The 19,849-nt window shown below is 43.3% G+C and carries 10 protein-coding genes and 1 pseudogene; 9 read left to right on the top strand and 2 right to left on the bottom strand.

Features of this window, described 5'->3' with window-relative positions; all coding sequences use genetic code 11:
• The first annotated feature begins 7 nt into the window (after positions 1 to 7).
• From FSB76_RS04385 to FSB76_RS32050, 5 genes are all read left to right on the top strand, one after another.
• Positions 8 to 1,153 (top strand): FecR family protein, encoded by a 1,146-nt coding sequence (locus tag FSB76_RS04385; RefSeq protein ID WP_147052367.1) that lies wholly within the window; start codon positions 8 to 10, stop codon positions 1,151 to 1,153.
• 240 nt (positions 1,154 to 1,393) lie between these two features.
• On the top strand, positions 1,394 to 4,834 hold the full coding sequence (locus FSB76_RS04380) for a TonB-dependent receptor (RefSeq protein ID WP_147052366.1): 3,441 nt from the start codon (positions 1,394 to 1,396) through the stop codon (positions 4,832 to 4,834).
• Between the two features lie 10 nt (positions 4,835 to 4,844).
• Positions 4,845 to 6,713 (top strand): RagB/SusD family nutrient uptake outer membrane protein, encoded by a 1,869-nt coding sequence (locus FSB76_RS04375; protein WP_147052365.1) that lies wholly within the window; start codon positions 4,845 to 4,847, stop codon positions 6,711 to 6,713.
• Positions 6,714 to 7,092: 379 nt separating this feature from the next.
• The gene (locus FSB76_RS04370) at positions 7,093 to 9,675 is read left to right on the top strand and encodes a glycoside hydrolase family 31 protein (protein ID WP_147052364.1); all 2,583 of its coding nucleotides are present in this window, start codon (positions 7,093 to 7,095) and stop codon (positions 9,673 to 9,675) included.
• Between the two features lie 381 nt (positions 9,676 to 10,056).
• On the top strand, positions 10,057 to 10,197 hold the full coding sequence (locus tag FSB76_RS32050) for a hypothetical protein (RefSeq protein ID WP_158642838.1): 141 nt from the start codon (positions 10,057 to 10,059) through the stop codon (positions 10,195 to 10,197).
• A gap of 535 nt (positions 10,198 to 10,732) precedes the next feature.
• On the opposite strand, the gene FSB76_RS04360 is transcribed toward FSB76_RS32050, so the two are convergent.
• Both FSB76_RS04360 and FSB76_RS04355 read right to left on the bottom strand, forming a co-directional pair.
• Entirely contained in the window at positions 10,733 to 11,620 is an 888-nt protein-coding gene (locus FSB76_RS04360; RefSeq protein WP_147052363.1) for an NmrA family NAD(P)-binding protein, read from the bottom strand.
• Positions 11,621 to 11,819: 199 nt separating this feature from the next.
• A complete protein-coding gene (locus FSB76_RS04355; protein ID WP_147052362.1) occupies positions 11,820 to 12,803 on the bottom strand; it encodes a helix-turn-helix transcriptional regulator in 984 nt (327 codons plus the stop codon).
• 914 nt (positions 12,804 to 13,717) lie between these two features.
• On the opposite strand from FSB76_RS04355, the pseudogene FSB76_RS04350 reads away from it, so the two are divergent.
• The 4 genes and pseudogenes from FSB76_RS04350 to FSB76_RS04335 all read left to right on the top strand — a co-directional run bounded on the left by FSB76_RS04350 (position 13,718) and on the right by FSB76_RS04335 (position 19,815).
• Positions 13,718 to 15,636, top strand: a pseudogene (locus tag FSB76_RS04350) (glucosamine-6-phosphate deaminase).
• A gap of 58 nt (positions 15,637 to 15,694) precedes the next feature.
• The gene (locus FSB76_RS04345; RefSeq protein ID WP_147052361.1) at positions 15,695 to 17,044 is read left to right on the top strand and encodes a Gfo/Idh/MocA family protein; all 1,350 of its coding nucleotides are present in this window, start codon (positions 15,695 to 15,697) and stop codon (positions 17,042 to 17,044) included.
• Between the two features lie 440 nt (positions 17,045 to 17,484).
• On the top strand, positions 17,485 to 18,867 hold the full coding sequence (locus tag FSB76_RS04340; protein ID WP_147052360.1) for a Gfo/Idh/MocA family protein: 1,383 nt from the start codon (positions 17,485 to 17,487) through the stop codon (positions 18,865 to 18,867).
• Between the two features lie 168 nt (positions 18,868 to 19,035).
• Positions 19,036 to 19,815: a glucosamine-6-phosphate deaminase gene (locus tag FSB76_RS04335; RefSeq protein WP_147052359.1), complete on the top strand. Its 780-nt coding sequence runs from the start codon at positions 19,036 to 19,038 to the stop codon at positions 19,813 to 19,815.
• Positions 19,816 to 19,849 lie beyond the last annotated feature (34 nt).

Below are 19,849 nucleotides of genomic sequence, written 5' to 3'. Positions count from 1 at the left end.
TATAGCCATGTCTTACGAAGAATTTATTAAATTATATGAGCGCTGCACTTTAGGCAACTGCACGCCGGAAGAGCAAAAAATATTTGAAGAATATCGTGACAACTTCGATTTGTCGGATATCCCATGGATCTCTGATTTCGGAGATAAAGCGGAAATTGAGAAACGTCTGAAAGTAGATTTGCATAGGAGGCTTTCTAAAAACCAGGTGCGAAGGCTTATGCCGGCGCGTTGGTGGGCCGCAGCAATTATAATTTTTGCTCTCGGAGGATTAATTGTTGTCAACAGGTATTTCAGTGGAAGTACTAAACCTTACGAGTTAACATCTGACAAAAACAGCATTAAACCGGGCAGTAATAAGGCTACGCTAACGCTTGCCGACGGAAGGCAGATTACCCTTGATGGCTCACGAAAAGGACGATTGTTTACACTTAACCATATTTCTGCCAATAACGACGTAGATAGCAGTGTGGTATATCAGAAAAACACATCCGAAATTACCACCACTCCACAACCTTATAATGTATTGTCAACACCTCGCGGCGGAAAGTACCAGCTTATCATGGCAGATGGGACTAAGGTTTGGCTGAATGCCGGTAGTACGATCAAATTCCCCGTCGATTTTACGAGTAACGAAAGAACTGTCGAATTGTCGGGGGAGGCGTACTTCGAAGTTGCTCATGATTCACACAGGCCGTTTAAAGTTTCGGGTGCAGGGCAGGTAGTAAAGGTGCTGGGTACACACTTTAATATTAATGCTTATCCCGAGGAGGGAGCAGTTAAAACAACCCTGCTGGAAGGCAGTGTGAAAGTTTATGCAAAGAGCCAAACTTCTGCTTCGCCGGGAATCATTATAAAACCAAATGAACAGGCGGTTTTTAAAAACGACAAATTATCTAAAACGACTGTAGATGCTGACGATTTTACTGCCTGGAAAAACGGTTTGATCTTATTCAGAGATGCTGATATCCACGATGTAATGCGCAAAATATCGAGATGGTACAACGTTGATGTGGAGTACCGGGGGCAGGTTGGCAATGATACCTACAACGGCGAAATCCCCAGGAATGCGGCTTTTTCCGAAGTTCTCAGAATCCTGAAACTGGACGATATCAATGTAAAACTAAGTGGTCAAAAACTGATTGTTTCCCAATAACAGCTATGATTCCCCAAAAACAATTATAAAACCAATAACCGATTATTAACCTCAAAATCCAAATTTCGATGAAGAAAAAAGATACTTAAAAAGCGCCCACCAAAATCTCATTCAAAAAAAATGCCGGCAGTGCTTCCAACACAACCGGCTGTATCCGCTTGCGCGGTAGTTTCTGGATTCGAGATTATTAGAAAACCGACGAAGTTTACTTTTTAACCAAACCAAAAACCAAACGAAACTATGAAAATTAATCTACGTAGTTCAAAAAACTACGAATTTCTGTTTTTAAGTCGAAGAACATTTTTAGTGATGAAGCTAATTATTTTGTTAACCATAGCTTTTGCTTTTCAAGTTAAAGCAGATGTGTTCGCCCAAAAGATCACCTTGTCAGAAAAGGGAGTACCGCTCGAAAAAATATTAAAGGATATCAACAAGCAAAGCGGCTACACTTTCTTTTATAAGCATAAGTTGCTGCAAAATTCGTCGCCTGTATCTATTAATGTTAAAGATGCTGATATAAAAGATGTGCTCGATGTTTTATTAAAAGGGCAGGCGCTGTTGTATAGCTTTGCCGAAAAAACCATCGTCATAAAAGGCAACGGCGAAGCAAACGGGGAAAATGTTGATAAAAACAAAGCCACTGTTGCAAATATCGAAGTTAAGGGAACCGTGGTAGACGAAACGGGCAAACCTTTGCCCGGCGCTTCGGTAAAAATTAAAGGAACAGGGCAGGGGATGACCACCAACGAAAAAGGTGAATTTGCCTTTAAAAATGTCCCCGAAAACAGCACACTGGTCATCTCTTTTGTAGGTTATGCAAATAAAGAAGTTCAGGTGGCCAAAGACCTTGGTGTTATTGCGCTCAGTCCGGGCACCGGCCTGCAGGAAATTGTTGTAGTAGGCTACGGAACCCAGCGTAAAGAACGGGTAACCGGTGCAATAGCAGCGGTGGGCACTAAAGAACTGCAGCAAAGCCCGGTTGCCAATTTAAGTAACGCCCTGGCTGGTCGCTTACCTGGTTTATTAACCATTCAAAACAGCGGTGAACCGGGAGCAGATGGCTCTTATTTAAATATCAGGGGCTTTGGTACCACTAACAATTCTGCCCCATTAGTCCTTGTTGATGGTATTCAAAGAGATTTTAGCGGCCTGGATGCCAATGAAGTAGAGAGTGTGAGTATCCTGAAAGATGCGGCCTCTACTGCGATATATGGTATTCAGGGTGCCAACGGTGTTGTGCTGGTGACCACCAAACGCGGAAAAATAGGCACATCGCGCATCTCTGCAACAGCGCAAAATGGCTGGCAATCACCAACTGCTTTACCGCAATATGTTGATTCATATACCGGGCGCAAGCTTTACAAAGAGGGCCTGGTGAATGATGGCCTGTTTGCAGATACCAGCGCTTACACGGATGTTTTATTGAATAAATACCGTGACAGATCGTATCCGGCATACCAGTATCTATATCCAAATGTCAATTGGACAAAAACAATGCTAAAGCCGTTTTCCTACCTGTCACAGGGTAATTTGAACGTAACCGGCGGTACTGAAAAAACAAGGTATTTTATCTCCTTATCCTATCTGCAGCAAAATGGTTTATATAATTATGAAGACGCGGTAAGCCAGTATGATATTCAGGCCATAACCCATAAATACAACTTCCGTTCAAATATCGACCTTAACCTTACCAAAAACCTGTCGATGGAGCTTAACCTGGGCGCCATTGTATATGACAGGAATTACCCGGGCGCAAATGCCTCGCAGATATTTAACGATATTAAACAAACGCCTTCGTGGTATTACCCGATAATCAACCCCGATGGTTCGCCGGGTGCCGCGCCCAATACTAATCAATCACCTTATGTCGATCTCACGCAATCGGGTTATCAACGGAACTTTGAAACCTCGCTGCAATCAACAGCTGGCTTTAAATGGGATTTGGGTTGGTTAACCAAAGGCCTGAGCACACGTGTCCGGTTATCTTTTGATAACGATAACTTCCGGAATGTAAGCAGGCCTTTATCTAACATTACCTACCAATATTTACTCAATCAGGGAGTTGCTGATACCGAAACGGATTTGGCCACCAACGGTCATTATGTAATTGTAAATAACGGTAATGGTACCCTCGATTACCAGGTAAACGCCAACGGCTCTCGCCGTACAGTGCTCGAAGCCTATATTAATTACGACCGCGATTTTGGCAAACACTCCGTAAAAGCTATGGCCATCTATAACCAATCGAGCTTTTTTGATGCTGTTGGCGGCGGCGTTGGAAACGCGAGCGCTGGTTTACCTTACAAATACCAGGGCGTTTTGGGCCGTGCCGCTTATGCTTATGATGATCGTTATCTTGCCGAGTTTAACTTCGGTTATAATGGGTCTGAAAACTTTGCACCGGGGCACCGGTTTGGATTTTTCCCCGCGGTTTCGGCAGGCTGGATAGCATCAAACGAACATTTTATTAAAGATAATTCATCACTTAGTTTTATTGATCAATTTAAATTAAGGGGATCGTACGGTATTGTTGGTAACGATAAAATAGGCTCAAGCAGGTTTCTTTATTTAAGTACATGGGTAAAAGAAGGTAATGCTTACAAGTTTGGTTTTAATAGCGATGGTAATGGTTATGACGGCTACCTGGAAGGCCAGGCCGGCAATACTTTATTAACATGGGAACGGTCAAAAAAGTTAAACCTGGGTCTTGACCTTAGTTTATGGAAAGGGATGTTCTCCCTTTCGGCAGACGTGTTTAAAGAGCGCCGCAACAATATATTGGCTACCTCACAACTGATACCGGCATTTATCGGTTTACCGCAGATACCCGCGGTTAACGCGGGTATAACCGATAACAGGGGGTATGAAATCTCGCTTACCCACAGGCATGATTTTAATAAAAAACAAGGATATAATATCACCATCAATTATGCTTACGCCACTAACAAAATCCTGTTTTACGCCCAACCTGATTACCCCGGCCGCGAATGGCAGGCTTTAAAAGGTACCAGCATCAACGAGATTTATGGGTATACAGCCCTCGGCCTGTTTAAAAGCCAGCACGATATTGACAACAGCCCATCGCAATCAAGCCTTGGTGTTACCAAGCCAGGAGATATCAAATATAAAGACCTGAACGGCGATGGCGTTATTAACAGCCTTGATGCCGGCTATCTTCCCGGAAAAGTGGCCAATCCAAAATCGCAGTTTGGTGTAGCATTGGGGTACCATTACGCTAACTTTGACGTGAGCGTACTGTTCCAGGGAGGCTTAGGTGGTTCTACTTTACTATCCGGATCAGGGGTATATGCCTTTTCGAGATTTGCCAGCGCATTAACCCAGGTTGTTGATAATCACTGGGTAGCTTCAAATCCGGATGCTAATTATATGTTCCCGCGTATTTCATCTGCTGATAATGTAAACAATCAGCAGGGTTCCACCTTCTGGATCTATTCATCAAATTATCTCCGTTTAAAAACTGTTGAACTGGGTTATACCCTGCCAGCAACCTTGATGAAAAAGATAGGGATAGAAAACGCACGCGTTTTTGTTAACGGCATTAACCTGCTGACCTGGAGCAAGCTTAAAGATTTCAATTTCGACCCTGAAATTGGCAACAACGGTACCGGAACATATCCGCAGCAAAAGGTGATCAACGCCGGTTTAAGGTTTACATTTTAAAACATTCAACATGAAAAGCAATAAATTTATATACCTGTTTTTATTTGCCTGCATCACTGCCATTTCCTGCAAAAAATATCTTAATGTGGTTCCTACAGAACTGGTTACACAGGATGCTGTTTTTAGCAATATCCAAAATGCAGAAGGTGCGTGGGCTCACTTATATAAATCGTTAAATAATAACGATGTACAGTTCATCCACGGCGGAGGAACCATTTTAGGAGCCTGTACAGATGAATGCAAAAATCACTGGGAAAATGTACCCGAACTGGCTTTTAATTCAGGTGCGTGGAATGCTACCAATAACTCGCTTGATATTTGGGGCAGCGCTTACCAGTATATCCGTTCGGCCAATATTTTTCTGGCAAGTATTGATAAAACACCCATCCCTGCCTCACGGAGTGATTATTACTCGCCCCGCATTCCGCTTTATAAAGCGGAAGCAAGGTTTCTGCGTGCCAATCAATATTTCGAATTGTTCAGAAGGTACGGTGCCGTGCCTCTGGTAAACACAGTTTTAGCCACTACAGATCCCGCCGCTACAACAACGTCAAGAAACACTGTTGACGATGTGGTGAAATTTATCAGTTCGGAGTGTGATGCTATTGCCGAAATTTTGCCGGTAAATTATGCCAATGGTTCGGCCGATTACGGGCGCATCACCAAAGGAGCGGCCTTAGCGCTTAAAGCGCGCACTTTACTTTATGCGGCCAGTCCGCTGTTTAATGGTAATACCATGTATGCCAATATTAAAAATGCCGATGGTACACAGTTGTTTCCTCAAACTTATGATAATAATAAGTGGTTACAGGCTGCCAATGCAGCTAAAGCCGTGTTGGATTTGAGTGCCTATTCATTATCCAACCCAAACCCGTTAAATCCGGTTGATAACTACGCTCAGCTGTTTTTTACCCGTAATTATAATGAAATTATACTGCCGCTGATTATTGGAGGTAACCGGGATTTTGAAGGTACTTATATGCCTAATGGCAGGGATGGAAACGCAGTTAACGGTAACGGAAAGATGAGCGTTTTCCAGGAGTTGGTTGATTCGTATGAAATGAATAACGGACGACCGATAACAGATCCGCAATCCGGCTATCAAACTACCGGCTTTTGGAACGGGCAAATGTGGGATGGTGTAAGGAATACCCCTGTCTCCAATATTTCGAACATGTATAAAAACAGGGATCCCCGTTTTTACGCTACTATATTTTTTCAGTACGATGTATGGAACTATAGCAACAATGCAAGGCCATTGAAATTTGCCTGGTTTGGCAACAATGGCGGAGGCTGTGACGGCTGGCCTAAACCGGGCACCAATTGTGAAACCGGTTATAATTGGCGAAAATGGGCCGATCCTGCTGTTAACTTAAAGGGCAATGGTAGCGCCAACCGGAATTTTCCGCTTATCCGCCTAGCCGAGATCTATTTAATTTATGCAGAGGCGATGAATGAATATTTGTCTGTACCTAACAGCGATGTTTACAATGCTGTAAACGCTGTAAGAAGCCGGGTATCTATGCCGGGGCTGCCTATCATAGCATCCGATAATACCAAAGAGGGCATGCGTAAAAGGATCCAAAACGAAAAGCGCATTGAATTTGCCTTCGAGAACCAGCGTTTTTGGGATGTGCGCCGTTGGCTGATAGCCAAAACTGCAGATAATGGAAATATGCATGGCATGAACGCCAGGCCAACGCCTGAAGAGCTGAACTCAACCGGATTTGATCCTAACAGTGAAGCCGCCGGTGTTGCGGTGTTTTACAAAACAGTGGTTGACCAGGCTCGTGTTTTTGCCGATCGACATTACCTGATGCCCATACCACAAACGGAGATCAATATTGATCCTGCATTGGTGCAAAATTATGGATGGTAACCCCGCGGGTATACCGATCATTTAGTTTTTAATAATAAAAGGTACCGGTTATAGCTATATCAATCATTCAACATTCCTATAAAATAATTCGGTTGTTCTTAAGGAGCAACCGAATTTAACCAAAAAGTTGGCCACGAGTTGCTGTATTTAAGAAATATACGCGGTTCTCAAAATGATTGCTCGCCGTATGCTTGTTCAGCTTTATAGAAAATATGTGATTTTTTAGTCTTTTTTTATTGACATGCAATTGATTGACAGTTAGATGCTGTTGCTGGTGTTGAGATTTTTTTTTGACAGTCCGTCGTAAGCTCATTTTATGCTGTTATACAATGCTTCCTTTGTGGCACTCACCCTGATCATGATTTAAATACACGTTAAAATGTCTATCATCTACAAACAAAAAATAAAAATACTTTTTCAGGCATTGGCTTGTGCTTTTGTCTTATTTACTACCAGCGCGCGCGCTCAGAGCGGCAGTCAATTGACACCAGATTCAAAGGCTGTTATACAATTGGGAAATGCCCGTTTTACCGTACTTACAGATCAACTGGTCAGGTTACAATGGGGGCAGCCCGCAAGTTATGATAATAGGGCCTCACTGGTTGTGGTTAACCGTAAGCTTCCTGTTCCTACATTTACCACCCGTACAGAGGATAACTGGTTTCATCTGAAAACGAAAAAGATAGAACTTGCTTATAAAATCAATTCCGGGGTATTTGATAGTACTAATCTAAAAATTCGCTTTTTGAACGCCGATACCGTTTTGTGGAAACCGGGGCAAAAGCAGAAATTTAATTTAAAAGGGACCTACCGCACTTTGGACGGGCAGGATGGTGAATTGAATTTATATAGCAGGCAAAAGATTCAACTGGAAGATGGGATACTTTCCAGAGATGGCTGGTTTTTCCTGGATGACTCTCAATCCCTCAGACTGGATAATTCTGAATGGCCATGGGTAGCTGCTCCCGGTACTCCAAAATTGGATTGGTATTTTTGGGGTTATGGCGACGACTATAAATCTGCCTTACTGGATTTTAGCAAAATTGCAGGTCACGTGCCAATGCTGTCACGATATGTGTTTGGCTACTGGTGGTCGCGGTATTGGAGTTATTCGGACAATGAGCTACGGGAATTGGTACAAAACCTTAAACGGTTTGATGTGCCAACCGATGTTTTGGTAATTGATATGGACTGGCATACCAAAGGCTGGACTGGCTACACCTGGAACAAAAACCTTTTCCCCGATCCCTCCGGCTTTCTGAAATGGACGAAAGAAAATCATCTGAAAACAACATTGAATTTGCATCCGGCAGATGGGATCCAACCAACAGAGGAACGTTACAACAGTTTTGCTGCCTACATGAAGGCGGATACATCTCAAAAGAAACCAATTCCGTTCGAAGCTTCCAACAAGGCTTTTATGCGTGGCCTGTTCGATATAGTGTTAAGGCCGATAGAGAAAGCAGGAGTTAATTTCTGGTGGTTGGACTGGCAGCAGTGGCCAAATGATAATAAGATCCCGGCGCTAAGTAACACCTGGTGGCTTAATTATACTTTTTTTACAGATAAGGCTATGCATGGTCAAACGCGGCCGTTGTTGTATCACCGTTGGGGAGGATTGGGTAATCATCGTTACCAGATCGGTTTTTCGGGAGATACCTTTATGTCGTGGGAATCGCTGGCCTACGAACCCTACTTTACAAGCACAGCTTCGAATGTGTTGTATACCTATTGGAGCCATGATATTGGCGGGCACATCCTCAAGGGAAATGAAAAAGGAGTAGAACCTGAGCTTTATACCCGTTGGTTGCAATATGGTTGTTTCAGTCCGATAATGCGAACGCACTCTACCAAAAACGCGGCAATTAAAAAAGAGATCTGGAATTTTGGGCCGGAATATGCCAAAGCCCAACATGATGCCATCAGGCTGCGGTATGCGCTTGTGCCCTACATCTACGCCATGTCCAGAAAAACCTTTGAAACGGGCATTGGACTTTGCCGGCCCATGTATTACGATTACGCAAAACAGCCCGAATCCTATATCTATAAAGAAGAATACATGTTTGGGGATAATATGCTGATCAGGCCGGTGACAACGCCATCTAAAGATGGGTTTGCTGCTGTTAAGGTTTGGCTTCCGTCAGGAAACGATTGGTATGAATGGCAAACAGGTACTTTGCTAAAGGGAGGACAGGTAATTGAGCGTTCGTTTTCTATCGATGAATATCCCATATATGTGAAAGCGGGCGCGGTGATACCGATGTATAATGATAAGGTCCAAAACCTCGATACCCTTCCCGGCAGTTTAATCATTGGGGTTTTTCCGGGAAACAGCGGTAAGTTTCAGCTTTATGAAGATAACGGGAACGATAAAAACTATGAAAGTGAATTTGCCACCACCAGTGTAACCACACGGAGCATTGGTGCTGAACAAATGGTAAATATCAATCCTGCAGTAGGTAAGTATCACAGCATGCCTTCGCGCAGAAAATTTACCGTTAAATTGTTCGGTACTCAACCTCCGTCAAAAGTATTGTTGAACGGTAAGCCGCTGCAATTTAATTCGGAAGGCAGGGATGGTAGCTGGAATTATGACGGATCTGATCTTTGTTTAAATATTTTTCTCCCGGATAAAGACTGCCGGGTTGCGCAGCAAGTACGTATAAGTTATAAAGGCGCACAGCAGCCCGGGATAACCGCCGGACTTGTTGAGCGTTTTAAACGCTTGTCGATGATAACAGTGGCCCTCAAAAGCGGTGATAACGGTAATGAAGGTATGTATATTCCCCAAAACCTTGGTTTTGCAGAAGAAACCAATCGTTTACTGGGCTACCGTCCGGATAATTTTCAACGTTATTTGCAGCAGTTCGAACACTCATATCAGCAAATACCAGATGAACTAAAACTGATCAGGCAACTGGATGAACAAAAACGTAGTAAACTAATAAGCCTGCTTCAATAAGAAGAGGATAATCAATTTGCTATACCTTAAACAGAAAGCCTTCAGATGATGTCATTTGGAGGCTTTTGGTGTTTTAATACTTAGAATTGGGCCACCCTTTTAACTGGTAGTAATACAAGGAGGGGTATACCTCGGCTATAGATGCTCAGTTCTACCCGGCTTTGGCACGGAAGGCGGCCCGGTTGGGCAAAGCTATCGAAGGTCATACGCTGACGATCAGGAACCAAATGCAATTGTCCAGCTATCTCAACCTCATACAGAAAAAACTGACCGATATTGCGGATGCGCTCTGCCGGATCGCTGAGCGGCCCGGGCCGAAAAGCTTGCAGGACTACGGTTGACTCAAACACAACATACAGAATAGCTGTAATACAAGTGATCATGATGGCCGCGAAAGTTGATTACAATTGCTATGCCGAATGCAGGGCATTGCAACTGGTGCGGTGGGATGAACTGAAACTATTTATACTTACCCACAGCAGCTCATCTGGCCCAGCTCAGCGGCCTATTGACCGAGATTAGCCTTGCTTTCGATCCTCCCGAGTTGTGCTAACCTTTTATTCCGTACTTTTTACTTTCAATGCGTTTCCTTATTCGGCTCAACGATGGGTTGGTGATACCCAGGTAAGACGAAATATGATAAGCTGGTATCTGCCTGGTAATAGCCGGGTGTGCTTCCAACAACCGGGTATATCGCTGCTCGGGCGAAAAAAAAAGGTTCTTCTGTCAGTATTTGAGCGATATTAAAGAACGATTCAGCCAACAGCCTACCAAATTTTCCCCAGTTCGGCAGGCTTCCATAAAGGTAGTTCAGGTCATGGTAGGCGATAACATAAGTTGTGAGTTCTCCAAACCGCTTGACTAATATTCCCTGCGCTCGGCTGTTGATATACCGGTCGAACTTATTTCTTCAGGACTGAAACAAAACGGTGCCGGGCAAAGGTATTTCATAAGATCGATAAATATTCTATCATAGTCACCTGTGTTTCCTCCGAAGGTCTATAATTTAACTTTGTTTGTTTCCATGATTTTGTGCGATATTATATACAAAAATGGTTTAAGCACGCAGGTACGCTGCTTTGAACTCTTCGGCAAACTGTTCCAGCTTAATGTGACCGGTTATCCTTGCGCCGTTGGTGAAAAAATCCCTGGTAATAATACCTGCCCTTACGCCCTGGCCCATTTCAACGATAAGGCCGGCTAATTCCGACGGTAATCCTCCGCCGAGCATGCCCTGTTTGAGTTGTTCATCAGGAATAACTGTCCAAACCAGTTCCGGTTTTCCAATGGCCTGGCCAAATATTGCCGCTATTTCGTCTCCGGTCGAAATATCACTCACCACGTATTTCACTTCAACCCCGTTTCCTACAGACTGTAATTCCTCTGCGATGGCTGTCGAAAGATCTTCCGGGTGTGTAAGGGTTAATTGATCGTGTCCGTTGTAATTATTGCCGAAGATTCCCTTGCTTTTAATTAGTGGGATATCGCGAAGAAAATTAATATAGAAAAATCCAGATCTCAGAATGGTCACCTTTACGCCGTCTAATTTCTCTAATATCCTTTCAACACGATGTACACCTTGTACAGGGCCAGTACCTTCGGCGGCATCGGCGCCAACGCTGCTCAGCATGACCACGCGGGTGACGCCTGCCGCTTTAACGGCGTTTGCGTAAGCCTGCCCCGCATCGGCAATGTTCTCTATCATGTTAATTGGCCCCATTGACGGCGGCATCATGATGTAAACCGCATCTGCATCGCTAAAAGCTTCAGTCAAAAATGCCTCGTCACGGATAGAACCGATAGCGGCCTTTGCACCTAAAGTCTCAATTTCGCCTTTACGGTCTTCTTTTGTGCTGATCACGGTTACTTCATGTCCGGCGGCGATCAGCTTTTTTACTAATGGCCTGGCTATATTTCCTAATGAGCCAGTGGTGGTAATTTTCATAGTTGTATGTTGTAATTGTTAAAAATTAGTAGCGTACGGGTAAATAAATTGGGGCTGGGTGAAATGCGGCTTTGCTATAGGGCGTGAGTAACTTTTTCATTTTGCATTATATATTTTTGTTTATACAGCAAAATTGCGCCTAATATTTAGGCGATAATAGCCTGAAAAGGCAAAAAATCAGTCCGATACGACGAAGAAGTTATGGCCGGGAAGAATACCGCTTAGGTGTAAGGCCGTAATGTTTTTCAAACAGCCTGCTAAAGTGACTTAAGTTGGTAAAGCCCAGTTCATAACCAACCTGAGCAACAGACCGCTTACCTTGTTTTAACAAAAAGGCCGCCTCCTCCATCCGTGCGCGTTGAAAGTAATTGTAAATGGTATCTCCAAAGGCCTGCTTGAAAAGTTGTTTGAGTTTGGTCTCGCTCATAGCGGCAATTTGTGCCAGTTCGGGCAAAGCAGGTGGTACGCCCAGGTTGCTGATAATTTCGTTACGGATATGAAGAAGCCTGGCGGCATCTGCGCTGTTTATGTTTTGATGCGGCAAGCTTTCCCGTTTTGATAGCTTTTGAAAAAGCAGGTAAAGCAGCTCCTGTACTTTTATCTGCATATAGAATTGGCTTAAGCTATCGTTCATATCAACCGCGCTTAAGTTTTTGAGCAGCAGTTTGGCCTCAGCCGTCATATTCTCAAAGTATAGAAATGTATTACCGGAGCCAGTAATTGTTTCGATTGTGGAATGTAGATTATTTAGGGCCAATAGTGTTTTTAGATAGGTTGGCATTATGGCAATTACAGCGTAACGTATTGTGTGCCCCGCCGGGAAGCGGATGGTTGAGTTAAGGTCATTAGAGGTAACCTGGATAGCGGAATCATCGCGTTCGGAAAATTGAATATTTGGATTGTTGTCAAACGCTATGCCGAGCGTTTGCTCGTTGCTGTAAAAAAATATAGTGATCAGTTCGTTACCCAGGCCGGATGCATTACGTTTGATGACCAGGTCCTCCTTTAGTACATAATGGTGCAGGGTAATCTTGAACTCCGGGTCAAACAAAATTTTGCGGATGTATCCATCCCCGATATGACCAGGAATGACCAGCAAGTTATGATGCACTGTTGCCCCGATATAACGGGCAAAATAAGTCATGAAATCAAACTCCGGTGTGGCCGTAAAACTAAAGATCATTAGCTTATATTATCTTAACGACCGAATTTAAGCATATTACAGAAAAAAATGCTTGCACCTGATTGTAAACATATAAAGCTTGTGGGGAATTATGCATTTTGACCTGGATGACTTTAATAGTAAACCGGCAAAATAACACAAAAAAGGGGATTCAATCAGCACCAGGCTCCCGGTGTTATTGTTAGGCATTAAAAAAAATGCAACTGGGAAAAGGATAAAAACTAACGAAGATGGTGCTGATGCCTCTTCAATATGAATAATGTTTTTAGGCTAAAAAAACGAGATTTCAATTTTCTGGTACAGTTAATTTGAAGACGAGACTCATAAAAAGCCGTATCACTCGTGCAAATGGTAAGCATCCTGTTTTGCCAAGTTACGACCTTACAGGACCGAAAAATGTCAAATATCGGTAGTGTACGCCCTTATCTAAAAGCTTTTGATGTTCTATAAAAGCAATGAAACACTGTTTTTTCGATAACGTTCTCGCTGATTTATATCCCAATGTCCGATACAAGGGTTTCATTTTTAATTAGTTTTACCTCAGGCAAGTGTCGGTTACCGGCTCAGGAAACTCACAATTTGATCATTTTTCCTGGTCGCTGGTTGTGTTTTAATCAAACAGTTTTTTATGGTTTTTGGTATTGTCAAAGGGCTGAATAGACAGGTGTGGGCTTTTTTTAGCATACAGTAGTGGATTTGTATAAGCCTACACGCCCGTTAGCCCAGATTCAATTATTTAAAATGCTTGAATCAAAAAGCACAAACTAACCGATATAATACAACAGGAATGGCTGCTATTAAAAAAAGATTTAAGGGTTTTGAATGCCTGAACCAATAAAATAGAATACGAGAAACAATCTGGTACTTATCCGGGCAGGTTGCCGGCAAACCATTAAATACATATCACATAAAGTATGCGAAGTTTAAATCTTTTAGAAGAAACAAGATTTGAGAAAGTTCCCGTTTCGGTTTTTCCGCATATGCTGGTTGCCTCTAAAGAGGTAGCTAAACGTATTGAAGCACTAATACGGCAAAAGGCGGCCGAAGGAAAAAAAGCTGTATTGGGTTTGGCTACCGGCGCCACGCCAATTATGGTTTACCAGGAGTTAGTGCGCCTGCACACAGAAGAAGGCCTGAGTTTTAAAAATGTGGTCATCTTTAATCTTGATGAGTATTTTCCAATAGAAGCATCTTCCGTTCAAAGTTATAAAGTGTTTATGCAAAAGCACTTGTTTGATCACGTAGATATCGACATCAATAATGTTCATATCCCCGATGGTACGATCAGAAAGGAAGATGTTGCCTTGTTTTCCATTGATTATGAAAGAAAAATAATTGCCAACGGCGGCCTTGACTTACAAATATTGGGTATAGGTCGTACCGGGCATATCGGGTTTAATGAACCCGGGTCGGCCCCTAATTCGGGTACCCGCCTGGTTTCTTTGGATGAACTTACCCGGAGCGACGCCGCACGTGACTTTGGTGGCAAAGCAAACGTGCCGTTAAAAGCAATTACCATGGGGATTGGGACAATATTGGCGGCGCGCAAAATAATTTTAATGGCCTGGAGTGAAAAAAAGGCCGAAATAGTCAGAAAAGCCATTGAGGGCGCAATCTCTGCCAAAATACCGGCGACATACCTCCAACTTTCAAATAATGTAGAATTTGTTCTGGACAATGATTCAGCATCGTTACTTACGCGCTACAACACGCCCTGGCTGGTAAAAGATTGTAACTGGGACGAGCCATTGATCAGGAAAGCAGTAATATGGCTGGCGCAATTGCTTCATAAACCAATATTGAAACTTACCGAAGATGATTATAATAACCATGGCATGGCACAACTGGCAACAGCAAAAGGCCCGGTTTATGACATCAATATACAGGTTTTTAATAAACTGCAGCATACGATAACCGGATGGCCCGGTGGTAAGCCGGGCGCAGATGACAGCAAACGACCGGAGCGTGCATTGCCCGTTAAAAAAAGCGTTATCATCTTCTCGCCTCACCCGGATGACGACGTAATCTCGATGGGTGGTACGTTTATACGGTTGACCGATCAAAATCATGATGTGCATGTGGCTTATCAAACATCCGGTAATACCGCTGTTTGGGACGATGATACCTTACGTTATATGGAGTTTGCAATTGATTTTGCTAAAAGCCAGGGGCATAGTACGCATCAGCTTGAAGCGCTTTATGAAAAGATGTGGCATTTTTTTCAAACAAAACAACCTAACCAAGCCGATTTGGCCGAAATACAGACGATAAAAGGGCTAATTAGAAAAGGCGAGGCGACGGCCGGCGCCCGGTTTGTTGGCTTGCCGGAGTTTTGTATCCAATTTATGGATCTTCCGTTTTATGACAGGGCTAAAAATCAAAGGCTTATAAGCTATGAAGATGATATTTTACAAACGATGGAATTGTTACAGGCAATTAAACCTCACCAGGTATTTGCCGCAGGTGACTTTGCAGACCCGCACGGGACCCATAAAGTTTGTTTCGATATTATTCTCCAGGCCTTAATCCGTTTAAAAGATACTGGAGAGTGGGTAAAAGATTGTTGGCTGTGGTTATACAGGGGGCCTGGCATGAGTTTGAAATTCACGAAATAGAAATGGCGGTACCGCTTTCGCCCGACGAGGTTAGGCGCAAACGTTTGGCAATTTTTAAACATCAATCACAAAAAGATATCCCGGTTTTTCCGGGTGATGATGCCCGGGAATTTTGGGTGCGGGCAGAGCATCGCACCGGCGAAACCGCCAGGATATATAACCAATTGGGCCTTGCAGAATATGAGGCTATAGAAGCTTTTGTGAGATTTAAATTTTGATTAAAAACCAAAGTTCCCGGGTAAGAGGATAACCGATTTAATACTTAATTAAACAAACATGAAAAGGAGAACATTTATAAAGCAAAGTGCAGTTGCCGCCGCCGGCATAGCTATGCTGCCTGCCGGCAGCCTGTTTGCTGCTGCCCCCCAAAAAGTAAAATTAGGATATATTGGAGTAGGAGTACGCGGAATGAGCCACATAAGCGAAGGACTGCTTCGGGACGATGTGGAAATTGTTGCGATATGCGATACGCAGGAACGTTCGCTAAAAATTTGCCGGGAATTTATAGCCAAAAACGGGCACCCTAAGGTAAAGGAATATACCGGCGGCCTGGATGCCTATAAGCGCTTACTTGATCATGAAGATATAGATGCGGTAATTATTGCTACCCCCTGGCAATTCCATTGCCAACAGTCGGTAGATGCCATGAAAGCCGGCAAATATGTTGGCTGCGAAGTTATAGCGGGGCTAACTGTTGAGGAGCACTGGGATATCGTAAAAACCTCGGAGGTAACAGGTATGCCTTATATGACCCTCGAAAACGTATGCTATCGTCGTGATGTAATGGCCGCACTAAACATGGTAAGGCAGGGCCTTTTTGGGGAGTTGGTTCACGTAGAGGGCGGTTACCAACATAACTTAAGGGCGGTGCTGTTCAATAATGGCAAGCAATTTCATGGCGGCGGGGTAGAATTTGGGCCCAATGCCATAAGTGAAGCCCAGTGGCGCACCCAGTTTAACGTTGATGTAGACGGCGATATATATCCAACCCATGGCGCAGGCCCATGTATGCATTATGCAAATATTAATGCGGGCAACCGCTTTACCAATTTGGTATCATTCAGCTCCAAATCGCGTGGTTTAGCGGCTTATGTACAGGAATTATCGCCCGGGCATAAAAATTCGAAGATCAATTATAAAAACGGCGATGTAACAACAACCATGATTAATTGTGCTAACGGCGAAACAGTAGTGCTAAGTCACGATACGCACTTACCAAGACCCTACTCGTTGGGTTTCCGAGTCCAGGGCACAAAAGGAATTTGGATGGATGTGGCCGACAGCATATATATAGACCATCTGGCAAAAGAGGATGATGCATGGGATCCGGCGAAGTTATGGTTTGATAAGTATGATCATCCGCTTTGGAAAAAATATGAAAAACTGGCCGAAGGTGCAGGCCACGGCGGCATGGATTGGTTTGTATTTAATGCATTTATCGAATCGGTTAAAAACAAGAGGCAAACCCCGATAGATGTTTATGATTCTGTTACAATGAGTGTAATAGCTCCATTATCTGTAAATTCCCTAAAATCAGGAAATGCATTACAGGATTTTCCTGATTTTACAAAAGGCAAATGGAAAGAGCGGAAAAATAATTTCGCTCTCGACGATAGCGGATTTTAAAGAACACCAATTCAACAGGCGGTTAAGCTCTGGATAGAATACCATAGCACATATTTCATAAAAAAACAGCCCTGTAGCCGATACGGAATAAAATACTCCGGGCTGCAGGGCTGTTTTTGTTATAATTAGCAGAAAAAAAACAGGCGATATTGTAACAGCTAACGCTTTAAATCACAGTATTTAATGGTCCTGAAATAACGGGCAACCGGCTACATTATTTTCGATAACGTTCTCGCTGATTTATTCGGCCAAACCCTCGCTAACTGCTTCTGTTTTCGTTAGTTTTACTTCAGGCAAGTGTTAAGATAGTATTAAACAACACTGTATCTGCCAATTATTAAACTAACATACTGCTGTTTTTATTGATTATAAAAGCAGCAATAAATTAATAGAAGTACACACTATTTTAAGGCTTTTTCAATTATAACATATAACAATACATGAAAAATAACCGGAGAGATTTTATAAAGTATACCGGCATTGCTGCCTCGGCACTGGTGGGTGCAGCATTGCCGCTACTTGCAGTTGCCGATGATGCCAACAGCAAACCGTTTAACACGATTAAGGGCAGCCAGCGTTTTAATATGCATGGTTATGCTGCCCCAAAAATCGATAAAGTAAGGATCGGGTATATCGGGTTAGGAAGCAGGGGATCAGAAGCTGTTCCGCGTATCCTTAATATCGAAGGAGTAGAGGTGAGGGCCTTGTGCGACACTAAACCAAAGCAGGTGCAGTTAGCAAAGGAAAGCCTTAAGGGAACGCCAAACAACCCGGCCTTATATTCGGGCAATGACTACGAATGGAAAAAGTTATGCGAACGCAGCGATATTGACTTGGTTTACATTTGCACCCCGTGGAACTGGCATGCGCAAATGGCCGTTTACGCAATGGAGCATGGCAAGCACGTTGCCGTAGAAGTGCCGGCCGCGCAAACTATCGATGAATGCTGGCAAATGGTAGAAACCTCAGAAAAAACCAAGTTGCATTGCGTAATGCTGGAAAACGAATGCTACGATTTTTTTGAATTGCTGACACTTAATATGGCACGCCAGGGCTTTTTTGGCGAAGTACTTCATGGAGAAGGCGCTTATATTCACAGCATCGGCAGATCGCTTTTCGACCCGATACAACGGCCGGGTTTATGGCGGCTTGAAGAAAACGCCCATCGCAATGGCAACCTTTATCCAACACATGGGTTGGGGCCAATTTGCCAGATTATGAATATCAATTGCGGCGATAAAATGGATTTTTTAACCTCAGTAAGTACCAATGATTTCACTTTACATGATATAGCCGTAGAACTGGCTGCCAAAGATGCTATGTATTCCAAGTACGTCGACAAGCATTTTAGGGGTAATATGAATACATCCACCATACGCACTGCAAAAGGAAGGACTATTATGCTACAGCATGATACTTCTTCGCCCCGGCCTAAATCATCCAGGTATCTTATTAGTGGTACAAAAGCCACTATTCAGTGCGATGCCGGGCCTGCCAAAATTTCTACCAGTCATGATGGCTGGGTATCGCCGGAGGTTTTTGCAGAAATAGAGGCAAAATACACGCTTCCATTTATTGCAAAAGTTGGCGAACTGGCCAAAAAAGTTGGCGGACACGGAGGTATGGATTTTTTAACAGACTGGCGGTTAATTGATTGTTTACGTAACGGTCTTCCGGTAGATCATGATGTTTACGATGCTGCCCTTTGGAGTTCGATAGCGCCTTTGAGCGAGTGGTCTGTAGCCAATGGCTCGAAACCAATAGAAGTTCCGGATTTTACACGCGGGGCATGGCAAAATAATACACCTTTCAACATTTCGTAAGCCAACCGGAATGTCTGATAACTAAAACAGCGTTAATACAGGTGGTATTAAGCGTACCTGAAAAGGCAACAAAAACTTAATACTATCACAGATAAAGCAGGCAAAAAACCAGGCTACAGGCAGGGTTATGCATAATAGTTTATAAATAGAAAAACACGAGTCACCTTTATGAGAATTTATATCGAGAAAAATGCACAAGATTTAGGCGCTATTGCCGGCGATGCAGCTGCACAACACATTCGCGAAGCAATAGCAGGGCAGGGCACCGCCAACATCATCCTGGCAACAGGCACAAGTCAATTCGAAACGTTAAAACGGTTGATTAAGGCGCCCGGAATAGCATGGGACAAGGTGGTTATGTTTCATTTAGATGAATATATTAATATCCCTATATCGCATAAAGCAAGCTTTCGGAAATACCTGACAGAGTTGTTCCTTGACAAATTACCGCCATTGAAAGCAGCACACCTGATTAACGGCGAAGCAGACCCAACAGCAGAATGCGAGCGCCTGAACAAGCTTATTGATAAGCATCCGATAGACGTTGCCTTAATTGGTATTGGCGAAAATTGCCATTTAGCATTCAATGATCCTCCTGCTGATTTTGACACCACTGCCCCTTATATCATTATTGATAAATTAGATGAGGATTGTAAACAACAACAAATGAATGAAGGCTGGTTCGCTTCGCTGGATGAAGTTCCTGCACGGGCTATTAGTATGTCGGTTCAGCAAATCATGAAATCCAAACATATTATTTGTTCTGTTCCGGATTTGCGAAAAGCAAAAGCAGTTAAGAATTGCCTGGAACAGCCAATAAGCAATTTGTATCCGGCCAGTATTTTATCGTCGCACCAAAGTTGCGACTTGTTCCTGGAGACGCTGTCGGCCTCATTGCTGTCAAACGATGCCTCTCATTACAAAATGACTGCAAATTATGAAGGCTGATATTTCAGCATAAAATTTTTTAACCCTGGTTTTA

The organism is Mucilaginibacter ginsenosidivorax (assembly GCF_007971525.1).
Taxonomy (GTDB): Bacteria; Bacteroidota; Bacteroidia; order Sphingobacteriales; family Sphingobacteriaceae; genus Mucilaginibacter; species Mucilaginibacter ginsenosidivorax.
This window is presented reverse-complemented; position numbering and strand designations above follow the sequence as displayed.

Excerpts from the sequence above, each read along its gene's own strand:
- FSB76_RS04385 (WP_147052367.1), top strand. The coding sequence starts at position 8 with ATGTCTTACGAAGAATTTATTAAATTATATGAGCGCTGCACTTTAGGC.
- FSB76_RS04380 (WP_147052366.1), top strand. The coding sequence starts at position 1,394 with ATGAAAATTAATCTACGTAGTTCAAAAAACTACGAATTTCTGTTTTTA.
- FSB76_RS04375 (WP_147052365.1), top strand. The coding sequence starts at position 4,845 with ATGAAAAGCAATAAATTTATATACCTGTTTTTATTTGCCTGCATCACT.
- FSB76_RS04370 (WP_147052364.1), top strand. The coding sequence starts at position 7,093 with ATGTCTATCATCTACAAACAAAAAATAAAAATACTTTTTCAGGCATTG.
- FSB76_RS32050 (WP_158642838.1), top strand. The coding sequence starts at position 10,057 with ATGATGGCCGCGAAAGTTGATTACAATTGCTATGCCGAATGCAGGGCA.
- FSB76_RS04360 (WP_147052363.1), bottom strand. The coding sequence starts at position 11,620 with ATGAAAATTACCACCACTGGCTCATTAGGAAATATAGCCAGGCCATTA.
- FSB76_RS04355 (WP_147052362.1), bottom strand. The coding sequence starts at position 12,803 with ATGATCTTTAGTTTTACGGCCACACCGGAGTTTGATTTCATGACTTAT.
- FSB76_RS04345 (WP_147052361.1), top strand. The coding sequence starts at position 15,695 with ATGAAAAGGAGAACATTTATAAAGCAAAGTGCAGTTGCCGCCGCCGGC.
- FSB76_RS04340 (WP_147052360.1), top strand. The coding sequence starts at position 17,485 with ATGAAAAATAACCGGAGAGATTTTATAAAGTATACCGGCATTGCTGCC.
- FSB76_RS04335 (WP_147052359.1), top strand. The coding sequence starts at position 19,036 with ATGAGAATTTATATCGAGAAAAATGCACAAGATTTAGGCGCTATTGCC.